The organism is Bradyrhizobium genosp. A (genome assembly GCF_049949275.1).
GTDB lineage: Bacteria > Pseudomonadota > Alphaproteobacteria > Rhizobiales > Xanthobacteraceae > Bradyrhizobium.
The window spans coordinates 5370339-5389336 of the sequence record NZ_CP188196.1; the positions used below are offsets into that span (position 1 = coordinate 5370339).

The 18998-nt window shown below is 62.0% G+C and carries 19 protein-coding genes; 14 read left to right on the forward strand and 5 right to left on the reverse strand.

All coding sequences use genetic code 11. The features are described 5' to 3' along the window. Nucleotides 1-31 precede the first annotated feature (31 nt). The 9 genes from ACP2YP_RS25065 (at nucleotide 32) to bfr (ending at nucleotide 9948) form a co-directional block, all read left to right on the forward strand. Nucleotides 32-1687 (forward strand): NAD-dependent malic enzyme, encoded by a 1656-nt coding sequence (locus ACP2YP_RS25065; RefSeq protein ID WP_426418955.1) that lies wholly within the window; start codon nucleotides 32-34, stop codon nucleotides 1685-1687. Between the two features lie 5 nt (nucleotides 1688-1692). Further along, nucleotides 1693-3090 (forward strand): NAD(P)/FAD-dependent oxidoreductase, encoded by a 1398-nt coding sequence (locus ACP2YP_RS25070; RefSeq protein WP_426418956.1) that lies wholly within the window; start codon nucleotides 1693-1695, stop codon nucleotides 3088-3090. A gap of 19 nt (nucleotides 3091-3109) precedes the next feature. Beyond that, complete coding sequence (locus tag ACP2YP_RS25075; protein ID WP_426418957.1) at nucleotides 3110-3931, forward strand: YoaK family protein; 822 nt, start codon at nucleotides 3110-3112, stop codon at nucleotides 3929-3931. Then, nucleotides 3918-5324, forward strand: coding sequence for a class II fumarate hydratase (gene fumC / locus ACP2YP_RS25080; RefSeq protein WP_426418958.1), 1407 nt, complete (start codon nucleotides 3918-3920; stop codon nucleotides 5322-5324). The genes ACP2YP_RS25075 and fumC overlap by 14 nt, the downstream gene beginning before the upstream one ends. Before the next feature lie 222 nt (nucleotides 5325-5546). Next, entirely contained in the window at nucleotides 5547-7616 is a 2070-nt protein-coding gene (locus tag ACP2YP_RS25085) for an FUSC family protein (RefSeq protein WP_426418959.1), read from the forward strand. Then, a complete protein-coding gene (locus ACP2YP_RS25090; protein ID WP_426418960.1) occupies nucleotides 7613-7816 on the forward strand; it encodes a DUF1656 domain-containing protein in 204 nt (67 codons plus the stop codon). Before ACP2YP_RS25085 ends, ACP2YP_RS25090 begins: the two co-directional genes overlap by 4 nt. Nucleotides 7817-7823: 7 nt before the next feature. Then, nucleotides 7824-8831: an efflux RND transporter periplasmic adaptor subunit gene (locus ACP2YP_RS25095; protein ID WP_426418961.1), complete on the forward strand. Its 1008-nt coding sequence runs from the start codon at nucleotides 7824-7826 to the stop codon at nucleotides 8829-8831. A 236-nt stretch (nucleotides 8832-9067) separates the two neighbouring features. Then, on the forward strand, nucleotides 9068-9346 hold the full coding sequence (locus ACP2YP_RS25100) for a (2Fe-2S)-binding protein (RefSeq protein ID WP_426418962.1): 279 nt from the start codon (nucleotides 9068-9070) through the stop codon (nucleotides 9344-9346). Nucleotides 9347-9450: 104 nt separating this feature from the next. Continuing rightward, nucleotides 9451-9948: a bacterioferritin gene (gene bfr / locus ACP2YP_RS25105; protein ID WP_426418963.1), complete on the forward strand. Its 498-nt coding sequence runs from the start codon at nucleotides 9451-9453 to the stop codon at nucleotides 9946-9948. Nucleotides 9949-10495: 547 nt separating this feature from the next. Here the strand turns inward: bfr and ACP2YP_RS25110 are convergent. The 5 genes from ACP2YP_RS25110 to ACP2YP_RS25130 form a co-directional block, all read right to left on the reverse strand. Next, nucleotides 10496-10630 (reverse strand): hypothetical protein, encoded by a 135-nt coding sequence (locus ACP2YP_RS25110; RefSeq protein WP_426418964.1) that lies wholly within the window; start codon nucleotides 10628-10630, stop codon nucleotides 10496-10498. A 368-nt stretch (nucleotides 10631-10998) separates the two neighbouring features. Further along, nucleotides 10999-11400 carry a hypothetical protein gene (locus tag ACP2YP_RS25115; RefSeq protein ID WP_426418965.1) on the reverse strand — a complete coding sequence of 134 codons (402 nt, stop codon included), beginning with the start codon at nucleotides 11398-11400 and terminating at the stop codon, nucleotides 10999-11001. Between the two features lie 12 nt (nucleotides 11401-11412). Then, the gene (locus ACP2YP_RS25120; protein ID WP_426418966.1) at nucleotides 11413-11613 is read right to left on the reverse strand and encodes a hypothetical protein; all 201 of its coding nucleotides are present in this window, start codon (nucleotides 11611-11613) and stop codon (nucleotides 11413-11415) included. 1214 nt (nucleotides 11614-12827) lie between these two features. After that, nucleotides 12828-13199 carry a nuclear transport factor 2 family protein gene (locus ACP2YP_RS25125; RefSeq protein ID WP_426418967.1) on the reverse strand — a complete coding sequence of 124 codons (372 nt, stop codon included), beginning with the start codon at nucleotides 13197-13199 and terminating at the stop codon, nucleotides 12828-12830. 467 nt (nucleotides 13200-13666) lie between these two features. Continuing rightward, nucleotides 13667-14263 carry a hypothetical protein gene (locus ACP2YP_RS25130; RefSeq protein WP_426418968.1) on the reverse strand — a complete coding sequence of 199 codons (597 nt, stop codon included), beginning with the start codon at nucleotides 14261-14263 and terminating at the stop codon, nucleotides 13667-13669. Here ACP2YP_RS25130 and ACP2YP_RS25135 point away from each other — a divergent pair. The 5 genes from ACP2YP_RS25135 to ACP2YP_RS25155 all read left to right on the forward strand — a co-directional run bounded on the left by ACP2YP_RS25135 (nucleotide 14253) and on the right by ACP2YP_RS25155 (nucleotide 18983). Continuing rightward, nucleotides 14253-15503, forward strand: coding sequence for a DUF2130 domain-containing protein (locus ACP2YP_RS25135; protein WP_426418969.1), 1251 nt, complete (start codon nucleotides 14253-14255; stop codon nucleotides 15501-15503). The genes ACP2YP_RS25130 and ACP2YP_RS25135 overlap by 11 nt on opposite strands. A gap of 50 nt (nucleotides 15504-15553) precedes the next feature. After that, nucleotides 15554-15787: a hypothetical protein gene (locus tag ACP2YP_RS25140; RefSeq protein WP_426418970.1), complete on the forward strand. Its 234-nt coding sequence runs from the start codon at nucleotides 15554-15556 to the stop codon at nucleotides 15785-15787. 274 nt (nucleotides 15788-16061) lie between these two features. After that, nucleotides 16062-16652 (forward strand): hypothetical protein, encoded by a 591-nt coding sequence (locus ACP2YP_RS25145; RefSeq protein WP_426418971.1) that lies wholly within the window; start codon nucleotides 16062-16064, stop codon nucleotides 16650-16652. Between the two features lie 145 nt (nucleotides 16653-16797). Continuing rightward, the gene (locus ACP2YP_RS25150) at nucleotides 16798-18723 is read left to right on the forward strand and encodes an AAA family ATPase (protein WP_426418972.1); all 1926 of its coding nucleotides are present in this window, start codon (nucleotides 16798-16800) and stop codon (nucleotides 18721-18723) included. Further along, on the forward strand, nucleotides 18720-18983 hold the full coding sequence (locus ACP2YP_RS25155) for a hypothetical protein (protein ID WP_426418973.1): 264 nt from the start codon (nucleotides 18720-18722) through the stop codon (nucleotides 18981-18983). The genes ACP2YP_RS25150 and ACP2YP_RS25155 overlap by 4 nt, the downstream gene beginning before the upstream one ends. The last annotated feature ends 15 nt before the right edge of the window (nucleotides 18984-18998 follow it).

Below are 18998 nucleotides of genomic sequence, written 5' to 3' on the forward strand. Positions count from 1 at the left end.
GAGATGAGATGGAAAACGGAGCAACAACACGATGACCGCACCTTTCAACAAGAAAACCGCACCAGCGCTGAGCCATCCAACCGGCTACCAGTTGCTGCATGATCCGCGCCTCAACAAGGGCACCGCCTTCACCGAGACGGAGCGTCGCGCTTGGGCGCTGGAGGGCCTGCTGCCGCCCGCAATTACCAATATCGAACTGCAGGTGGCGCGCCGGCACGCCGAGATCGCTGCGCTCGACAATGATCTATTGAAATATCTCGTGCTATCAGATCTGCAGGCGCGCAACGAGACCCTCTATTACGCGCTTCTGATGTCCGACCCCGCGACTTACATGCCGCTAGTCTATACGCCAACTGTCGGGGAAGCCTGCCAGAAATTCGGCCATATTTTCCGCCAACCGCGCGGCATGTATCTGCCGATCACAGCGCGCGGTCGGGTCAAGGAATTGCTCTCCAACTGGCTGGAAAAGGACGTACGATTCATCGTGGTCACCGATGGCGAGCGTATCCTCGGCCTCGGCGATCTCGGCGCCGGCGGAATGGGCATTCCGATCGGCAAACTTGCGCTTTATACCGCTTGCGCCGGCGTGCCGCCGCAAGGATGCCTGCCGATCGTCCTCGATGTCGGAACCAACAATCAGGCTTTGCTCGACGATCCGCTTTATCTTGGGCTGCGCCAGCACCGAGAGCGCGGCGAAGCCTATCTGGCCTTCGTCGACGAGTTCGTGGCTGCAGTGCAGCAGCTCTATCCGAAGTGCTGTATTCAGTGGGAGGACTTCGCTAACATTAACGCCGTCCCTATACTCGCGCGCTACCGCGACAAGGCCTGCACCTTCAACGACGACATCCAGGGCACTGCCGGCACGGCGGTAGCTGGTATCTTGGCCGCTTTGCGCCTCACCGGGCAGAAGCTCACCGACCAGCGCTTTCTGTTCCTTGGCGCAGGATCCGCGGCGACCGGCATCGCCGAGCTAATCAGCCTTGCGATGGCGCGGGAGGGAATGGATCTCGCCGATGCGCGGCGCCGCAATGCACTGTTTGACATCAACGGCTTGTTGGTGACGTCGCGCACCGATCTAGCCGAATTCCAAAGGGCCTTCGTGCAGGAGCGGGCGCCGATCTCGACCTTTGTGGAGGCGGTTGAGGCGCTGCGACCGACCGGCATCATCGGCGTCAGCACCGTGCCAAAACTGTTCAACCGCGAGGTGATCGAGGCGATGGCTCGCATCAACGAGCGCCCGATCATCTTCCCGTACTCGAATCCGACATCGCGCTCCGAATGTACGGCCGAAGAGGCCTATCGCTGGTCAGACGGGCGGGCCGTCTTCGCGAGCGGCAGTCCGTTCCCGCCGGTCGAGATCGCCGGCCGGCGCTTCGTGCCGGGGCAAGGCAACAATGTGTACATCTTTCCGGCTATGGGAATGGCGGTGCTTGCCACGGAAGCGACGCGCGTGACCGATGAGATGTTCCTGGTTGCCGCGCAAGCGGTCGCCGAACAGGTTACGGAGGACAACCTCTCAATCGGGCTGATCTACCCACCGCAGAGCCGTATCCTCGAAGCGTCGCTTCATGTCGCAGAACGGATCGCCACGACCATTTTCGACCAGGGACTGGCGGGAGTGCCACGACCGGATGACATCGGCGCGCTGATCCGTAGCCACGTCTACCGTCCCGGCTATCTTGGGTAGAATAGATGACCGAAATCCTGGATCGTCAGACCGATCAGAATTTGGTGCGCCCAGAGACGAGCACCAGGACGTCGACGCGCGCTGGCAAGACAACACTCCACCGCGTCGTGGTCGTCGGAGGCGGGGCGGCAGGGCTCGAACTCGTCACCCGGCTCGGCGATCGCCTAGGCAGGCGCTCGCGGGCGTCGGTCACGTTGGTCGAATGCACGCGGACCCATCTATGGAAGCCGCTCCTTCACTCGGTGGCAGCGGGGAGCATAGACCCCGGCGAATACGAAGTGAACTACCTCGCACAGGCGCATTGGCACGGCTTCCACTATTGCTTCGGCGAGATGATCGGGCTTGATCGCGCCAGGCAGGAAGTGCACCTTGCCGCCACTTTCGACGACGAAGGGCGCCAGATCACTCCACAGCGCTCGCTCGGATACGACACATTGGTGATCGCGATCGGCAGCGTAACCAATGATTTCGGGACCCGCGGCGTTGCCGATTATGCAGTGCCGCTGGAAAACCCGGTCCAAGCCGAGCGTTTCAACCGGCGCCTCGTCAACGCCTTCTTGCGGGCTCAGACGCAGCCGGGCCCGGTACGGCCGGGCCAGCTTCACGTGGCGATCGTCGGGGCCGGAGCGACCGGGAGCGAACTTGCCGCGGAGCTTTACAGCACGACCCGAGAGGTGGTCGCCTATGGGCTCGATCGCATCGATCCGGAGCGGGACATTCGTATCGTCCTGATCGAGGCCGCGAAGCGCATCCTGCCTGGCTTGCCGGAGCGCATCTCCGAAGCGACGCACCGACTACTTGAGCGCATGGGCGTCGGGGTTTGCATCAGCGCCAAGGTTACGGAGGTGACGGCTAAGGGGCTCATGCTCGCAGACGGCTCCTTCATTGCATCGGAACTCGTGGTATGGGCGGCTGGCGTCAAAGCGCCTGACGTTTTGCGGCGGCTGGATGGACTTGAAACCAATCGTATCAATCAGCTTGTCGTCGAGCGAACATTACAGACGACGCGCGATCCGGCCATCTTCGCGATTGGCGACTGCTCAGATTGTCCGCGGCACGCGGGCAGCCCGGCCCCGGTGCCTCCGCGGGCGCAGGCGGCGCATCAGGAGGCGGCGCATATGGCGCGCCAGATTGAACGGCGGCTGCGTAGTAAGGAACTGCAACTCTACAAATACCGGGACTTTGGCTCGCTGGTTTCGCTCGGCAGATGGAGCACGGTTGGGAATTTGATGGGCTTCCCGTTGGTGCGCAACATCTTCGTCGAGGGCCTGTTCGCCCGGTTCATGTACCGTACCCTGCGCCTGATGCACGACCGCGCCGTGGGCGGCACCTTGTTTGCCGTGCTCAGTCTGCTGGCCCGGGCACTAGCCCGTCGGACCAATCCGCCGGTGAAGCTGCATTGATGCGTAGGGGTTTGAGGCAATGGTCAACCGGTCCTCATTAATGAACGACGGCGCTCATCCCGACCTCCATAATGATTCCGCGAAAAGAGACGTGCCGGTACCATCCGTCGGCTCACTTGCGGCGAAGCTGCTCCTTTTTTTGCTGGGTGTTATCGCGGGGAGTGTGGATGTTATCGGTTTTCTCGGGCTGGGCGGTCTATTCACGGCCCATATCACGGGCAATCTTGTGTTTCTCGCTGCCAGGCTGGTCGCAGGCGAGCAGGCCCCGTTGGCATATTTGATCGCCGTGCCAGTATTCATCATCGCGCTTGCATTGACCACACTATTGGCCGCTGGACTGGCGCGGATCCGAATCCGTTCCCTCCTGCCTTTGTTGTTCCTGCAGTTCCTTCTACTTTTGGCCCTCTTCAATGTTTGCGTCGATGCTGATCGGGGTGTTGATCCCGCCTCGGCACGCATGATCTTTGCCGGAATGCTGGGCGTCTGCGCAATGGCCGTTCAGAACGCGCTCGTGCGGATCTCGCTGAGGGGAGCGTCATCCACGGCGGCGATGACGACCAACATAACCATCTTCACCATGGATGTCGTAGGGATGCTGCTCAGTCGCGATGCGCGCGACATTGCCTCGGCGCGCGAACGCGCCGGCAACACTTGGCCGGCGATCGCCGGCTTCCTGTTCGGCTGCACCGTAGGTGCAGCATCCGAGGCCGCTTTCGGCCTGCAGTCCCTCAAGCTGCCGGCTGCCCTTGCGCTTTTCGCGATAGCCTTGGGCCTATTCGCTGCGCTGCACGACGCAGAGGCTACCAATCTACCGAAGGGAGAACGATATGACGAGCGTTAGGATTGAAACTGATAGTATGGGTCAAGTTGAAATTCCTGCTGATAAGTTGTGGGGAGCGCAGACCCAGCGCTCGTTGGAGCATTTCAGCATCGGGCAGGATCTGATACCCCGAGAAATGATCGCGGCATACGCGATCCTTAAGCGCAGCGCGGCCGCCGCGAACCAAGCGGGGGGGCGCCTACCCGATCAAGCTCATGACCTGATTACGCGAGCGTGCGACGAGATTCTTGCTGGCGAACATCTCGACATGTTTCCGCTGCACGTCTGGATGACCGGAAGCGGCACTCAGTTCAACATGAACGTCAACGAGGTCGTATCGAATCTCTGCTGTCAGCTCGACGGAACTCCGCTTGGCAGCAAGAGTCCAGTGCATCCGAACGATCATGTCAACATGTCGCAATCTTCGAACGACAGCTTTCCATCAGCCATGCATATAGCGGCCGCCGTCAATACCAAGCGCCGTTTGATTCCGGCGGTTGCCGCGCTGCGCGACGCCATTACAACTAAGGCGGCGCATTGGAACGACATCGTCAAGATCGGCCGGACTCACATGCAGGATGCGACGCCGCTAACGCTGGGCCAGGAGTGGTCGGGCTATGCGGGGATGCTATCCGATAACCTGACTCGGGTCGAGCATGCGCTCAGAGGCGTCTATCAACTGGCATTAGGCGGCACCGCAGTCGGGACAGGAATAAATGCTGCGCCAGGCTTTGCCGAAGCGGTGGCTGGCGAGATCGCCCGGTACACTGGGCTGCCGTTCGTGACGGCGCCGAATAAGTTTGCGGTCCAGGGTGCTCACGACGCGCTGGTCCAGTTGTCCGGAACGCTGCGAACGCTTGCGGTATCGCTCTACAAGATCGGCAACGATATCCGATTGATGTCATGTGGACCCCGTGCCGGTTTCGCGGAGCTGCTGATCCCGGAGAATGAGCCCGGCTCGTCAATCATGCCCGGCAAGGTCAATCCAACCCAGGCTGAAGCGCTGACGATGATCGCCGTGCAGGTTATGGCCAACGATGTCGCGGTGGGCTTCGGGGGCGCGGGCGGCTACCTGGAGATGAACGTCTACAAGCCGCTGATGATCGCCAACATCGCCCAATCGCTTGCAATTCTGACCGACGGATGCACCAACTTCCGCAAGTTCCTCATCGAGGGAACGCAGCCCAACCGGAAGAAGATCAAAGAAAACGTGGACCGCTCACTCATGCTGGTCACGGCGCTTACGCCAGTGATCGGCTACGACAGGGCCTCAAAGATTGCGCACCACGCGATGGAGCACGATCTCACACTTAAAGAGGCAGCCTTGAAGCTCGGTTTTGTAGACGAGCACACGTTCGACCGCGTGGTAGACCCGGCCAAGATGGTCAAGCCTTACGTCGCGGCGGCTAAATGAGTGGAGCATGTTTGCTGCTCCGCAGCGGTCGGCGGAGGTAACTACCGAGTTTGTCAGTGACAGTGCGGCCTGGGCGTCGTGGGAATCCGCGGCCTTAAGCTGGTTTGCGACCGATTTGGCAATTTCCCCGACCGCCAGGCTTTCATCGCCTGGTCCTGACGAGGCGTGAAGGTCGGGGGCTTTGATCCGCGCCGGCGGGCTTCGGCAACATAAGGAGAGCTGATGGAGCCGACCTTGCACGATCTGCGCGGATTAGCGCCGCACCGGGCCGGGATGAGCAGTTGGAGGGCAACTTCTGTCAATGCTGCGCGGGCCGCCGGCCCGCCACTGCTCTTCGGCGTTCGGCTGTGGGTCTCCGTCTGTTTCGCCCTCTACGTCGCGTTCTGGCTTCAGCTTGATAGCCCTTCTTGGGCGGGGACCACCGCAGCGCTGGTTTGCCAGCCGCATCTCGGCGCGTCTCTGCGAAAGGGTTGGTTCCGCATGATCGGCACGTTAGTGGGAGCAGCCGCGATCGTGGTGCTGACGGCGTGGTTTCCGCAAAACCGCGCAGGCTTTCTCATCGGTCTCGCGCTGTGGGGCGCAGTCTGCACGCTGGTTGCAACGCTGCTGCGCAATTTCGCGACCTACGCGGCAGCCCTGGCCGGCTACACGGCCGCTATCATCGCTGCCGATGAGCTCGGGGCGACTGGTGGTACCAATGGCCTTGCCTTCACAATTGCCATCACCCGCGTCAGCGAGATCTGGATCGGCATCGTTTGCGCCGGTATCGTGCTCGCCGGAACTGATTTCGGTGGTTCCCGGCGGAAGCTCGCAGCACTGCTCGGAGCTCTCTCAGCTGACATTGCAAACAGGTTTGCCTCTACCCTGACGCTTACAGCGCCGACTTTGTCGATGCAGCCGGTTCGCCGCGAGTTCATCCGACAGGTCATTGCGCTTGACCCCGTGATAGACGAGGCCATCGGAGAGTCCTCGACTCTTCGGTATCATTCGCCGGTGCTGCAGGCCGCGGTCGATGGCCTGTTTGCCGTTCTCGCCGCCTGGCGCGGCGTCGCGGCGCGGCTTGCGCAGCTGCCCAACGACGCGGCCCGAAAGGAAGCCGAGCCCGTGCTGGATTGTGTTCCACAATTGTTGCGATCCTCGCTTAATCGGACCCAACCGACAGATTGGATCGCGGACCCAATTGGAATGCGTCGGCTATGTGACGCGGCGATACGGAAGCTTATTGCCATGCCAGCGAGCGCACCGTCGCCGCGGCTGCTGGCCGACGAGACCGCCAAAGTGCTTGCGGGCCTATCTGATGTGCTCGATGGGTTGGCATTGCTGGCTGCAGAGCCAGTTCGCCCCCGCCGTCGCCCGCGCGTAACCCTCCACGTGCCCGATTGGTTGCCGGCCCTTGTCAACGCGGCCCGCACATTTCTGACCATCGGCGCCGTCGAAGTCTTCTGGATACTGACCGCATGGCCCAACGGCGCCACCGCCATCACGTTTACAGCCATTTCGGTCATCGTCTTCGCTCCGAAAGCCGACGCGGCCTACGCGATTGCTATGAGCTTCATGGTGGGCGTCGGCCTTGCCGCTGTCTTTGCCGCGATCCTTACGTTCGCAGAATTGCCGAACGTGGAGACCTTCGCCGGCTTCAGCATTTTGATGGGCCTCTGTCTGATACCTATGGGGGCTCTGATGGCTCAATCATGGCAGGCACCGATGTTTGCCGCCATGGCCGGCAACCTCTTGCCGGTGCTCGCGCCCGCGAATCAGATGAGCTACGACATGGTGCAATTCTACAACGCGGCGTTAGCGATCGTTGCAGGATGCGGCGTCGCGGCGCTATCATTTCGTCTGCTCCCGCCCCTGTCCCCAGCAGCGCGGAGCCGGCGACTGCTGGCACTGACTCGGCGTGACCTGCGCAACCTAGCGGCGGGCGCCCTCCAACGAGGCGATTGGGAAGGCCGCATTTGCACCCGCCTAGCAGCCTTGCCGGACCAGGCCGAGCCGCTGCAACGGGCGCAGCTCGTCACTGCGCTGTCGGTGGGGGTCGACATCATCCAACTTCGTCAGATCGCGCCTCAACTCGGCCCGCTTTCGGAGCTCGACGAGGCGCTCGGGGCCCTGGCGCGAGGAGACAGTGCCGCCGCTACGGCGCAGCTGACCCGCCTTGACGAGCATCTTGCCTCGTTCAGCGAGTGCGACAAGCAATCTTACTTGGTCATGCGAGAGCGCGGCCGGATCCTCGGGCTCTGCGACGCTCTCGTTCAGCACCGCGATTATTTCGACACGGGAGCATCCCATTGAGGTTCGTCGAGATCAACCTGCTCGGTGTCTATGTCGCGCCGATCTCTGTGCTGATGGTAGCAGCATGGTTCGCTACGGTCGCACTGCGCAGGATCGCAGTCCGTTTTGGTTTGCTGGTCCACGTCTGGCATCCGGCTCTGTTTGTGTTTGCGGTATACGTCATCGTGCTGTCGTCAACCGTACTCGTCATTTCACGCTGAGAACGCAATGTCCGATACCGAAACCGAACCGGATGGCAAGAGTGCGGATTCTCGTGTTGTCCACGCTGTCGAGCCGGCTGTGCGCAAGATGCACGAGTTGCTGGTCCGACTTATGTCGCTATCGATCACTCTCGCCGCGACGGGACTAGCCGCGTTGCTAGGCTGGGCGATGTGGGACGACTATATGACAGCGCCGTGGACGCGCGACGCCACGGTGCGGACCTATGTTGTCACCATGGCGCCCGAGGTCGCAGGCCGCATTGTTGAACTACCGATCGCCGACAATCAGTTCGTTCATAAAGGCGATCTGCTGCTGGTGATCGACCCGACCAACTACAGGATCGCTCACCGGTTGGCCGATGAAGCGGTCGCGCAGGCTCAGGCGACGGCAGATAATGCGCAGCGACAAGCAGAGCGGCGTCGCGTGATGACCGATCTGGCAGAGACCGTCGAAGACAGACAGACCTACGAGGCCAACGCAGCCGCGATCCGGGCGCAATATCAGCAGGCGGTCGCCAGCCGCGATCAGGCCAAGGTCAATCTGGAGCGTACCGAGATCCGCTCACCTGTGAATGGGTGGGCGACCAACCTTCTGGCGCGGCTGGGCGACTATGCTACCGTTGGGCGGAACACGATCTCTATCGTCGACGCTGATTCCTTCTGGGTGGACGCGTATTTTGAGGAAACGCAACTTGCCTCCGTGCATGAAGGCGATCCCGCCAGCATCAAATTCATGGGCTACAGCAGGATCGTTCGAGGTGAGGTTAGTAGCGTCGCGCGCGGCATCAACGTCTCGAACGCACAATCCGATCCACAAGGACTTGCCACGGTCAACCCTATATTCACCTGGGTGCGCCTTGCGCAACGCGTGCCTGTGCACATCCGGATTGATCAGCTACCCGCCGGTGTACGCCTGGTCGCCGGCATGACGGCAACGGTCCAGCTCGATGCGCCTAGCGCGCCCCTCGTAGCGGGCTCACCGATAGATCCGAAACAGACGACGTGCGCTCAATAAGGCCGCGATGATCAGTGCAGCTGGTCAAGCGCTTGTACCCCAACATGGGAGTGCACGATGCCTCCGCGTTGGCAGCTTGTGCCTGTGTCACCAGAAGATTTCAGATCATTCTCTCTTTGGTTCGGCGTCAGTTTTGAATCGCTTGAAAATCCGGGTTTTTCTTTCGTGTCTGGTGCGGTCGTCCATATCTAAATGTCAGGACACCTGCGCATCAATCGAAGGACCTATCCATTCTCATGATCGTTTGCTCCTGTAACTTCCTCAGTGACCATGATGTTCGTAGGGTGATAAATGCTGCAGACCAACATCCCTGTAGTGCCAAGCAGATATACGATTGCCTCGGCTGTAGAGCAGAATGCGGCCGGTGTGCGCGCACCATTAACAGCATCATTGACGAGACGATTGGCGCCTGCTGGGATGCTCATTGCGTGGGATGCTCCCACAGGCGAACCAGATCGGACAAACCCTCTGCAACGGCCCTGCGGACGGCGCCAACACAGTTTCCAGGTATTTGATTAGACTTCGGGGTCCGCAGTCCCGGCCTCGGAGGGTTGCTCCCCGGCTAATTGTCATTTAGAAGCGGTCTAAGGCAATTTAGCGCGAAGCTCAGAGGTCCACCATGCAGGGCGACCCAGCCGTCATCGATTATCTCAACAAGGGCCTGCGCCACGAGCTTACTGCAATCAACCAGTACTGGCTGCACTTTCGAGTGCTGAACAACTGGGGTTTGCTGGAATTGGCCAAGCAGTGGCGCAAGGAATCCATTGAAGAGATGCAGCATGCCGATCGCTTTACCGACCGCATCCTCTTTCTCGAAGGCTTTCCTAATATGCAGGTGCTCGATCCCTTGCGAATCGGTCAGAACGTCAAGGAAATCATCGAGTGCGATCTTGCCACAGAGGTTAGCGCCCGAGGCCTCTACGAGGAGGCGGCGACCTATTGCCACGGTGTCAAGGACTATGTCTCGCGCGACCTGTTTGAAGATCTGATGAAGGACGAGGAACACCATATTGATTTTCTTGAGGTGCAACTCGACCTGATTGCGCGCATCGGCCTCGAGCTTTACACGCAGAAGCACGTCGGCGGGCTCGAGAGCGAATTGTCTAAGGAAGGATGAGCCGCCGCGACGACGTTCATCGTGTGCTTTTCCCCGCGGGTCACGTCTGCGACACTCTTCGAGAGCGAACATACGAAGAACCATATGATGCGGGTCCGAAATGCTGCTGACGATCAGCGCGCCGCGAAGGCGCAGATAGCGTTGTTTCTTTCGAACGCTTTGTAACCGTTCGCAGATCGTCGACAGCGTTTGGGCCAGAGCCGCGCGCCGCCATCCCCCTCTCCTTCTTCGCCAGTTACTAATCGAGCTCGCCAGCAATCGACAGGCTTAAAGAAGGTCAACGGGCCAAATTGAAAGATCGTGTAGCCATCGCTACCGACGCCTCAAGTGTTTGCGCAGATTGGCCACAGCTCTGGCGAAGCTCGCCATAAGACAATTTCGCTTTTGCGTGAGTTTCTGTGGATTCTCGCCTCGCAGTTGATTAGCGGGAAACGAGGACAGCGATTTATCCGCCTGTGGACCTCTTGCGCGATAAACTTGGCATCGACCCGGCACGATTAAAGCCCGCGCCTCGCCTTCCCGCGGCGAGGAACCGATTTACAGTCAGTCAATCGGCTGAACCACAAAGCACGCCGCTGAGGCTTACTTGCGGGCCAGCGGAGTTGCGCTCCATCTGTTGGATCGAGGGCCCGGTCAAGTGAGCATCGAATGCTCCGCTAGATGCGTAAACTTCGTACAGCATGACCGTATCCGCGTCTTCATGCGGCACGAGTATCTCGAAAGCCAGTGTGCCGGGCTCGAGATACTATCGCGCTAAGAAGCTTCGCTAAGAGAAATCCTGGCTGTGAATCGGCGCGCTAGTTCACCCTCAATCGGCTTCCAACGCTGACCCACCCACCCCGCTTAAAGTTGTTGCCGCCGTGAAGGAAACCAGCGGCTGGCGGGGGTCACGCTTGGGCGCCGAAAGGGGGGGTCAAACAGTACGCCGAATGACAAACGTGGATGCGCATGGTCACAAGCACCTGGACTCAGAGGCACTCGACGGTCCAGATTTTCGAGCACCGGGCGAACGGCGGCCTTCCTGTTGGGGTCTCCATGGATGCGACGGTATCAAGAAGCCGCCCGGACCCGCTCGCGAGCCGCGCGACGCCGTTCGCGACGTCGGCGTCGCCAAAATGCCCGGTCGGCGGGCTGGCGCGGCAGGGGGACCGCCTCCACAACCGGCTCCGCCCGAGCCGCCTTGAGCGGCTGATCGTGCTTCAGTCGGCTTTCCATGAATTCGAGCACGTCCCGCCCATCAGCGGTTATGCGCCAGCCGCCGTTCAGGCGCTCGACAAACCGTTGGGAAAAGATGTCGAGACCCGGAACACGCGCTGCCACGCGCATGGTCCGGTCGGCCCAGTCTCGACCACTGGTCGCGAGGAAGGCCATGTCCCGTTTCAGATCGGCCATCAACGCGAAACCGTCGGGGTAACTCACCAGGATCTTCAGGACCGTCACCTGGAAATTCACCCCGCGCCTCGCCTAGCGCCACATCGTCGGCGCGTCGGACAACGCCTCGCGACCCACCTGCCGGAGAGCATCTGGGGAGGTATTGCCGCGGGTCGCAGCCTCCAGGATCTTCGACGCCACGTGCGTGCGAGCACCGGTTTCGTGGCGGGAGACCCTCTCGCAGACTTCATCGTGCACCGCGCGCAATAGCGCGGTTGTGACCGTGTCAAACATGGCAATAGCCCCTACCTAAAAACGGAAGAGTAGCGCAATGGGTCGGAGAAGCGATTCAACAATGTTAAGATAGGCCTTTCAGGACGAAAATCTCCGGAACCCGTCGATTTGCGGCGTCACCGAAGTCTCGAAATGAAGTTCGAGTGGCACCCGGGTGGGCTGAAGCGCAACCGGGCTGCTATCAGATAACGCCGAGGGCGCATCGGCTGGCGAGATGTCCCGACGCTCAGCCGGGCGAACGTCGTCCGGCTTCCCTGCGCAGCGTACATTCCGCGACGGCGATTGCCTGCTAACCCGCTGCCCCCGGTAAGTGAGGCGTCGGCGTACCCCGGCAGGTCGCGACGGCTTGGACTCGCCCGGCGTGCTCGCGTCGGCTGAAACGGGCGGTATCGACCGGAGGCCGTAGTGCGTATCCGGAAGCCGTGCGGCACGCGCAGAGCTTCAAAGCGCCGGCACCAGACGTTCCGTCACGAAAGGCAATGCGACGAACGCGATCCCCCGAACGATTTCGATGGCATGTCCGATCATAGTACGGCGGCGGCAACGGCATGCGAGACGGCAGCGGCGGGTCTCGATACGGTGGTCGCGAGTTGCTGATAGTGCCGCACGTAGGCTCTCGCCGTTCTGTCCTAAGTGAAGCGCTCCTCGACCGGCGCTCGTACCGTGCGTCGGTCTATCCGCGCCAGATTCTTTACCGCCTGTACCGCCTCCTTCGCCATCGACGATGAACTCGCACGAGCCGGCGAGATAATAAGCGGCGTCGCATCTTGTGGTTCCTACCGCGCTCCTGCGGACCCCTGTCCCGGCGCAAGCTCCCTAGCTCTCCACGGTCATCCGTTGTCATAGGTCGGCAACAAAGGCGGTGTAATTATCTCGTTCCCCAAAAAACTCGGATCAATCTTTGGATAGTCCCGTAGTTGGCCAGCAGTTTCACTTTGATGCTTGCTTTGGTAAACGGATACTCGGCACATGACGCATGATGCAGCTACGGTGCAGATGCTACGCAACGTTCTTGACGAAGTGCTCGCCAGTCCGACTTTCATACGGCAGCAGCATCGGTCCGCGGTTGAAGTGGCCGAGCGAATTCTTTGGCTTGCCTCGCAAGGACAACGTGACTCAGCCGCTCTCAAACAGCACGTTCTGAACGTATTCTTGGCCAGAACTGCGGCTTAACCATCCAGAAACGATTTCGTAGATCAACCGGCGAGTAAACGCTAGACTACCCTGGCATGCGGGCTCGCTCGTTCGAGAGGCACGCAACGCGTTCGTGTTATATTGCCCAAATCGTCAAACCAGAACTTCGTGCGAACCGCGCTGCCGTCGTAATCCCGATAATCGAGGCGAACGCAGTCGCCCTCGGGCATCAGTTCCTCCAGTTCGAAGGCGGACTCCGTCGCAGTGCCCAACTTGGCCGACCAATAGCGAAGCAAACCGGTGGGCCCGACAAAGTGGCCACCGTCGCAGCAATCGAGCGACGCCTGATCGGAATAGAGCTCCAGCAGGTCTGCCAGACGTCCCTGACGACACGCGTCCAACCAATCGATCACGATACCGACGGCATCAAAACTTCCAATAGAACTCGACATGGTCCACCTCACACTCTTGTCCCCGGTGGCAGGGCTCGTTTAGGCCAAGCGAGTTGAACGATGCATGAACCGGCAGTTATCTTCCGTTTAGGGTTGATCTAAAACGCGTCAGGCAATGCGGTCCGACTGGAACACTCCAAGACGGACGAGCGCCTCAAATCAGGATCTGACGGGGTAGGGCCATCCGCGAACCCCGACCTCGGAAAGTGTACCACCGAAACGGGCAAATGAATTCGGATGCGTTTCGTACCAGGTTCTGTTGCTCCGGCAGTTCGGATGCAAAGTTTACCAACACCGATGCTGTATGAAAGAAGTAGAGGCGATGCCGGCCAACCATGATCCCGGTCGTCGCGTCGCGGAATCGACCTTTTACACGCTGTCTTTGCCAGAACATCAGCTTACACCGGGCTAAAGATCAATGATCTAGCCGTGCGTAAAACTGCGTCCATACTTCATCCTTCTTTGCGTCAAAGCAGCCCAAGCTTCTCCAGCTGACTGGCGAGCGCATCCTCGGCTGCCTTGTACAGCGCCTTCTTGCGTTTCTCAGCCTGCCTCTCGTCCTTTCCGACCTTCCACAGCGCCTTGACGACGTCCGGACGGAGCTGGAGGTAGAACTTGACGGCTTCTTCGACGATCACATAACCGGGTTCGGGCTCGTCGATCACGCGTTTCTTGAATGCGGACAGGATCTCGGGAAACAAATAGATTGTCGTCGCTTTGCGCTTCTCTTCGGCATCGCCCTGCGAGGCGTCGGCTTCCGGCTCGGATTTCTTTGGGCTCATGATCGGACTCCTTTCGCCCTGGATACCAGCGCCGGGCAGGACGCGACAGCCGTCGGTAGCGAAATCCAAATAGTTCTTGATGTTCAGATGTCTCGACGTTTTGATTGACATCCGTTGTCTCCCCTGATAGACGCCCCGCCCCCGCGTCGGGTCGCAAAGCCTGCCGCGTAGTCTCACGAGAAGGGAGACCGACGCACTCATGAGTTTCAAGTCGCTTCCGCCCGCCGCATCCACCGAACCGGTGATCCGCTGTCCGAAATGCAGCCACGAGATGAAGCTCACCGACTCGCTCGCGGCGCCCGTCTTCGATCGGCTCAAGGCGGGCTTCAAAGTCCGGCTCGACGAGTTGGACGGTCAGCTGACGCGCGAGCGCGACAAAGCTCGCGGGGAAGCCGCGAAGGCGGCAGAAGCGCTCCGGAGCGTCGAAACCGAGCTGGCCCGGCGGCTAACCGCGGAGCGCGCAAGGATCGCCGCCGAGGAGGCGGACAGGGCGAAGGAAACGGTGGCGAGCGAACTCGCGCAGCGCGAACGGGAGCTCCAGGATCTCCGCGATCACGTGCGAAAGAGCGATGCTCGCCTCGCGGAGGCCCACCGATCGCAAGCGGAAACCCTCAGGAAGGAGCGCGAGCTGGACGCCGCCCGGGCCGAGCTCGAGCTGACCGTCGAGGAAAAAGTCCGGGCCTCGCTCGACGCCATTCGTTTCGACGCCCGCCGGGACGCCGAGGAGACCGCGCGCCTGCGCATCGCCGAGCGTGACGGCGCCATCGCCACGATGAAACGGACGATCGAGGAGCTGAAGCAGCAAGCCGAACAGGGCTCGCAGCGCCGCCAAGGCCAAGCGCTGGAGATCGAGCTCGAGCGGGATCTCAAGGCAAGATTCCCCGCCGACATCGTCGAGCCGATCTGCAACGGACAGCCGGGGGCCGATATCGTCCAGCAGGTCAACGGCGCCGTCGGCGAAGCCGTAGGACGCGTGGTCTGGGAGCTCAAAAGGACCAAGACCTGGAACGCGGCCTGGCTCGGAAAGTTGCGTGACGACCAGCGCCGATGCGGCGCGGACGCCGCCGTCATCGTCTCGCAGGCGCTGCCCGACCGCATCGAGCACTTCGATCAGATCGACGGAATCTGGGTCGTTTCGCCCCGCTGCGCCATTCCCGTCGGGGTCGCGCTGCGCCAGGCCCTCGTGGAGGTAAACCGCGCGCGGGTCGTCCGCGCCGGCGAAGCGACGAAAGCGGAGCAGCTCTATCGTCATCTGACCGGCGCCGCGTTCCGGCGGACGGTGGAGGCGCTGGTCGAGGCGTTCGACGACATGCGTGCCGATCTCGATCGCGAACGCAAGTTCATGACCCGCCAATTCGCCAAGCGCGAGACGCAGATCGCAGCATGCATCGAACTGACCGTCGGAATGGTCGGCGATCTGGAGGCGATCGCCGGAACGAGCGTCGCGCCGTTGCTTCTCGATGGCGAAGACCCGGTCGCCCCACTCCTCGATGCCGCAGAGGACCGAGCGCCCAGAAAATAAATCTAGATGTCTAGATATTTAGATTTGACACACGTCGCTAGGACTGCTAGATGAGCTGCGGACGGGACAATCAGAAGGATGCAAGGCACATGGCCGGCAAGTTCGATCGCGACCAGCTCCAGAGCGGCGTCAACACCAGGATCGGCGCGCAGCCGACCTTCCGCGGCCCCCGACCGCACGGGCTCAAGTGCTTCGGGTGGTTCGGGACCACGCTCGGTGACCACCGTCTGCGCCAGCGCGTCACGCTGACGCGTAGCTTCCACGCACCGCGGCGGGACTACTGATCACTGACCACGCTTCTCGGCGAGACCCTTCTCCGTAGGTGGGAGTCCATGTCCGCCTACGGGCCGGGTGAGCGAGACCTCACATTCGGCGACACCCGTCCACCCGACGGGATCCGCCGACAGCCCCCGACGACCGTCCGCGTCGCGAAGATCGTCGCGGCCCGAGCGCCAGCCTAGTTCGAGGAAGTACGTATGAACGACGACGAGACCGCCGGAAACGACGGCGCCGGCACAACAACCCTCGCGTTCCTCGTTCGAAAGCCATTTCCGCTCCATGTTCATGATCCACCGCCGCCACCCGCGGCCCAACGTCGTCGTTTCTCCCAAGGCTAACGGCGCCCTCCCAGCCCGCGAGCCCTTCGCGCGGGATCTTGCCATTCAGGCCGTCCTCGATCCCGGCATCCGCGCCGTGGAGTACTGCCACCGCGTCGTCCACGGCGGTCGCGTCGTCGACGCCGGCTCCCTCGTCGTCGACAGGCCCGACGGCCGCTTTCTCCTCGATCCGGCGTGCGCGCACCGTTCGCGCGGCGCCGCCGACACCGAGACCCTCGACGCCGGCCTCGAAGAGCGCGGGATTCGCCGCATCGAGCTCGCGGCCGATGCCGCGTCACGCGAACCGCGACGCGGCAATGCCCGCGCCATCTGGAGCCGGCGCGACTTCCCCGTATCCCACCGCATCCGTTCCCGGATCCTGGACGCGCTCGACGAGCTTGGTCCCCTCACGATCGCCGAACTAGAGAGCGACATCCCGTTGCCGACCGAGGTCGCGGCATCCGCGTTCCGGTTGATCTGCGACGATCTCCTCGAGACAGATCTCGACGCGGCTCCGCTCGGGCCGTCGACGATGGTCCGGATCCGCCGGTAGCAGGAGCACCTTCATGATCACGACAATCAGGCCGTCCGATCCGCTGGCTCGGAGCTATCTCGAGAGGTTGTCGCCGAGAGACCGCAAGTCTGCCGCGCGGGACGACGATCTCTCGCTCGACCTCGTATCCGAGATCCGTGCCGAAGTGGCGGACCTGCCCCGCGCGGCCCTGCGGGCGGACGTTGCTCTCGCCGCGGTTCTGCTCGCGCGAGCGGTAGAGGGTACCAACGGGCTTGCGGACGCGTTGCGCCGCGGCCGATCGGTGATCGTCGTCGCGGCAAACGATCCGCAAATGGTCGCGCCAACGTTGGAGGTCCTCGAAACCTGCGTCTTCGAGGCCCGCACGAAAGTCAGGAGCGAGGACAATTTCCTGGAGAACATTTCGAGCGGCGTAGTGCTCTTCGGACGGAACGGCCGGAACAAGGGTCACGGGCCGGACAGCGGCAACGACAAGGTGGCCGAGGCCGTCCAGGGCGGCGCGATTGTTCTCGGGATCGCACCCGATCCGAAGACCCATCTGCCCCGGGATCTTATCCGCATCGCCGACTTCAACCTGGTGCTGCCGCCGATCGACGCCTCGGCGCTCGCGCTCGTCATCGAGGCCGTCACCGGACAAGCCGCCGAAATAGACGAGGCGACCGCGGCGCAAATCGCGCTGGGGGATCTGCCGCTCGCGATCCGCCCCGGTACGACCGCCGAAGCGAGCGTCGAGCGGTTGCGGACGCTGGTCGCCGACAAGAACGCACTCGCGCAAGACGTTCCGCGCTTGGAGACGCTGCACGGGTTCGGCGGCGCGATGACCTGGGCAAGCAACTTCGCCACCGATCTCCGCGCACTTCGGAAAAACCGAATTACTGGTTGGGATCAGATGGGAAGCACGTCGCTGCTCCTGTCGGGACCGCCAGGCACGGGCAAAACGACGTTCTGCCGCGCCGTCGCCTACAGCACCGGCATCGCGCTGGTTCAGACGTCGGTCGCGGAATGGTTCAGTCACCCCTATTTGAGCGGAACTTTGAATGCAATCAAAGATTGTGTCGCTCGCGCCAAGCGCAGCGCGCCCAGCCTGCTATTCGTCGACGAGGCTTCGGGTCTCGGCGATAGGTCCCGATTGCAGAACGTCGACTGGGGTCCCTACTACACGCAGATCATCGCTCTGGTGCTCGAATCCTTGACGGAACTGCGGGCGCATCCCGTTGCGGTGATCTTCGCGTGCAACCACCCCGACCACCTCGATCCGGCGATACGGCGCGCGGGACGTCTCGACACCGCCATCGAGCTCGCCCTGCCCGATTTCCGCGACCTCGTCCGGATATTCGAATCCTATCTCGGCACCGGAACGCTGACGCATGCCGAACTCACCTCGGCGGCCTCGCTCGCGGTCGGACGGACCGGCGCCGACGTGCAGGCCTGGGTCAAGAGCGCGCGCGCGACCGCCAGGCGCGCCGGCCGCCAAGTCTGCCTCGCCGACGTCGTCGACGAGATCAGGACCGTCCGGCCGGCGCTGCCGCAGTGGCTGCGGCGCATCTGCGCCGTCCACGAGAGCGGCCATCTCGTGGTCGGTCTGGCGCTCCGGACGTTCGAGCCTCGGAGCCTCTCGATCACCGACGAGGGCGGCATGGCGACCGTGGAGGCCGACTACGCGCCGCAGACCCTGGCGCAGATCGAGAACTCGATCGTCACCGCCCTCGGTGGCAGGGCGGCCGAGGTCGTGCTGCTCGGCGAGGACATGGCGACCGCAGGCGCCGGTGTCGACGACGAACGCCGGCGAAGCGACCTGTCGGTGGCCACGGACGCCGCGCTCAATATCGAGCTGGCGTACGGCATGGGGGAGATGGGGCTGATGCGGTTCTCCGAGCGCTCCGCCACGGCGATGATGCACGACCCCAAGATCGCGCGGCTCGTGCGGGACCGCCTGGACCGGTGCTTCGATCGCGCCAAGACGATCGTGACCGCGAACGCCGAGACCATCCGGGCTTTGGCCGTGGAGCTCGAGGCGGCGGGCTATCTCGACAAGGCGGCGATCACCGAGATCCTCAAGCATCACCCGATTGCCGGGGATGGCGACGCATGATCCTCGTCACGATCGAATTGTTGCCGGGCGGCTCGTCGACGCGGCGCCGGACGCTCGCGACTATTGAGATCGCGAACGTCTCCGACCTCGCGCCGACCAGCGACTACCGCGTCGAGACCTTCGAGGGCAGGAATCCGCTCGCCGGTGTCGACGGACGCGAGACCACCGTCATCGTACGCGGACACGATCGCCGACGGAGCGTCCTGCGCCTGGTGGAAAAGGCGATCGAAGCGAGCCTGGCTTCGTTCGACAAGGACTAAAGCATGATCCGGAAA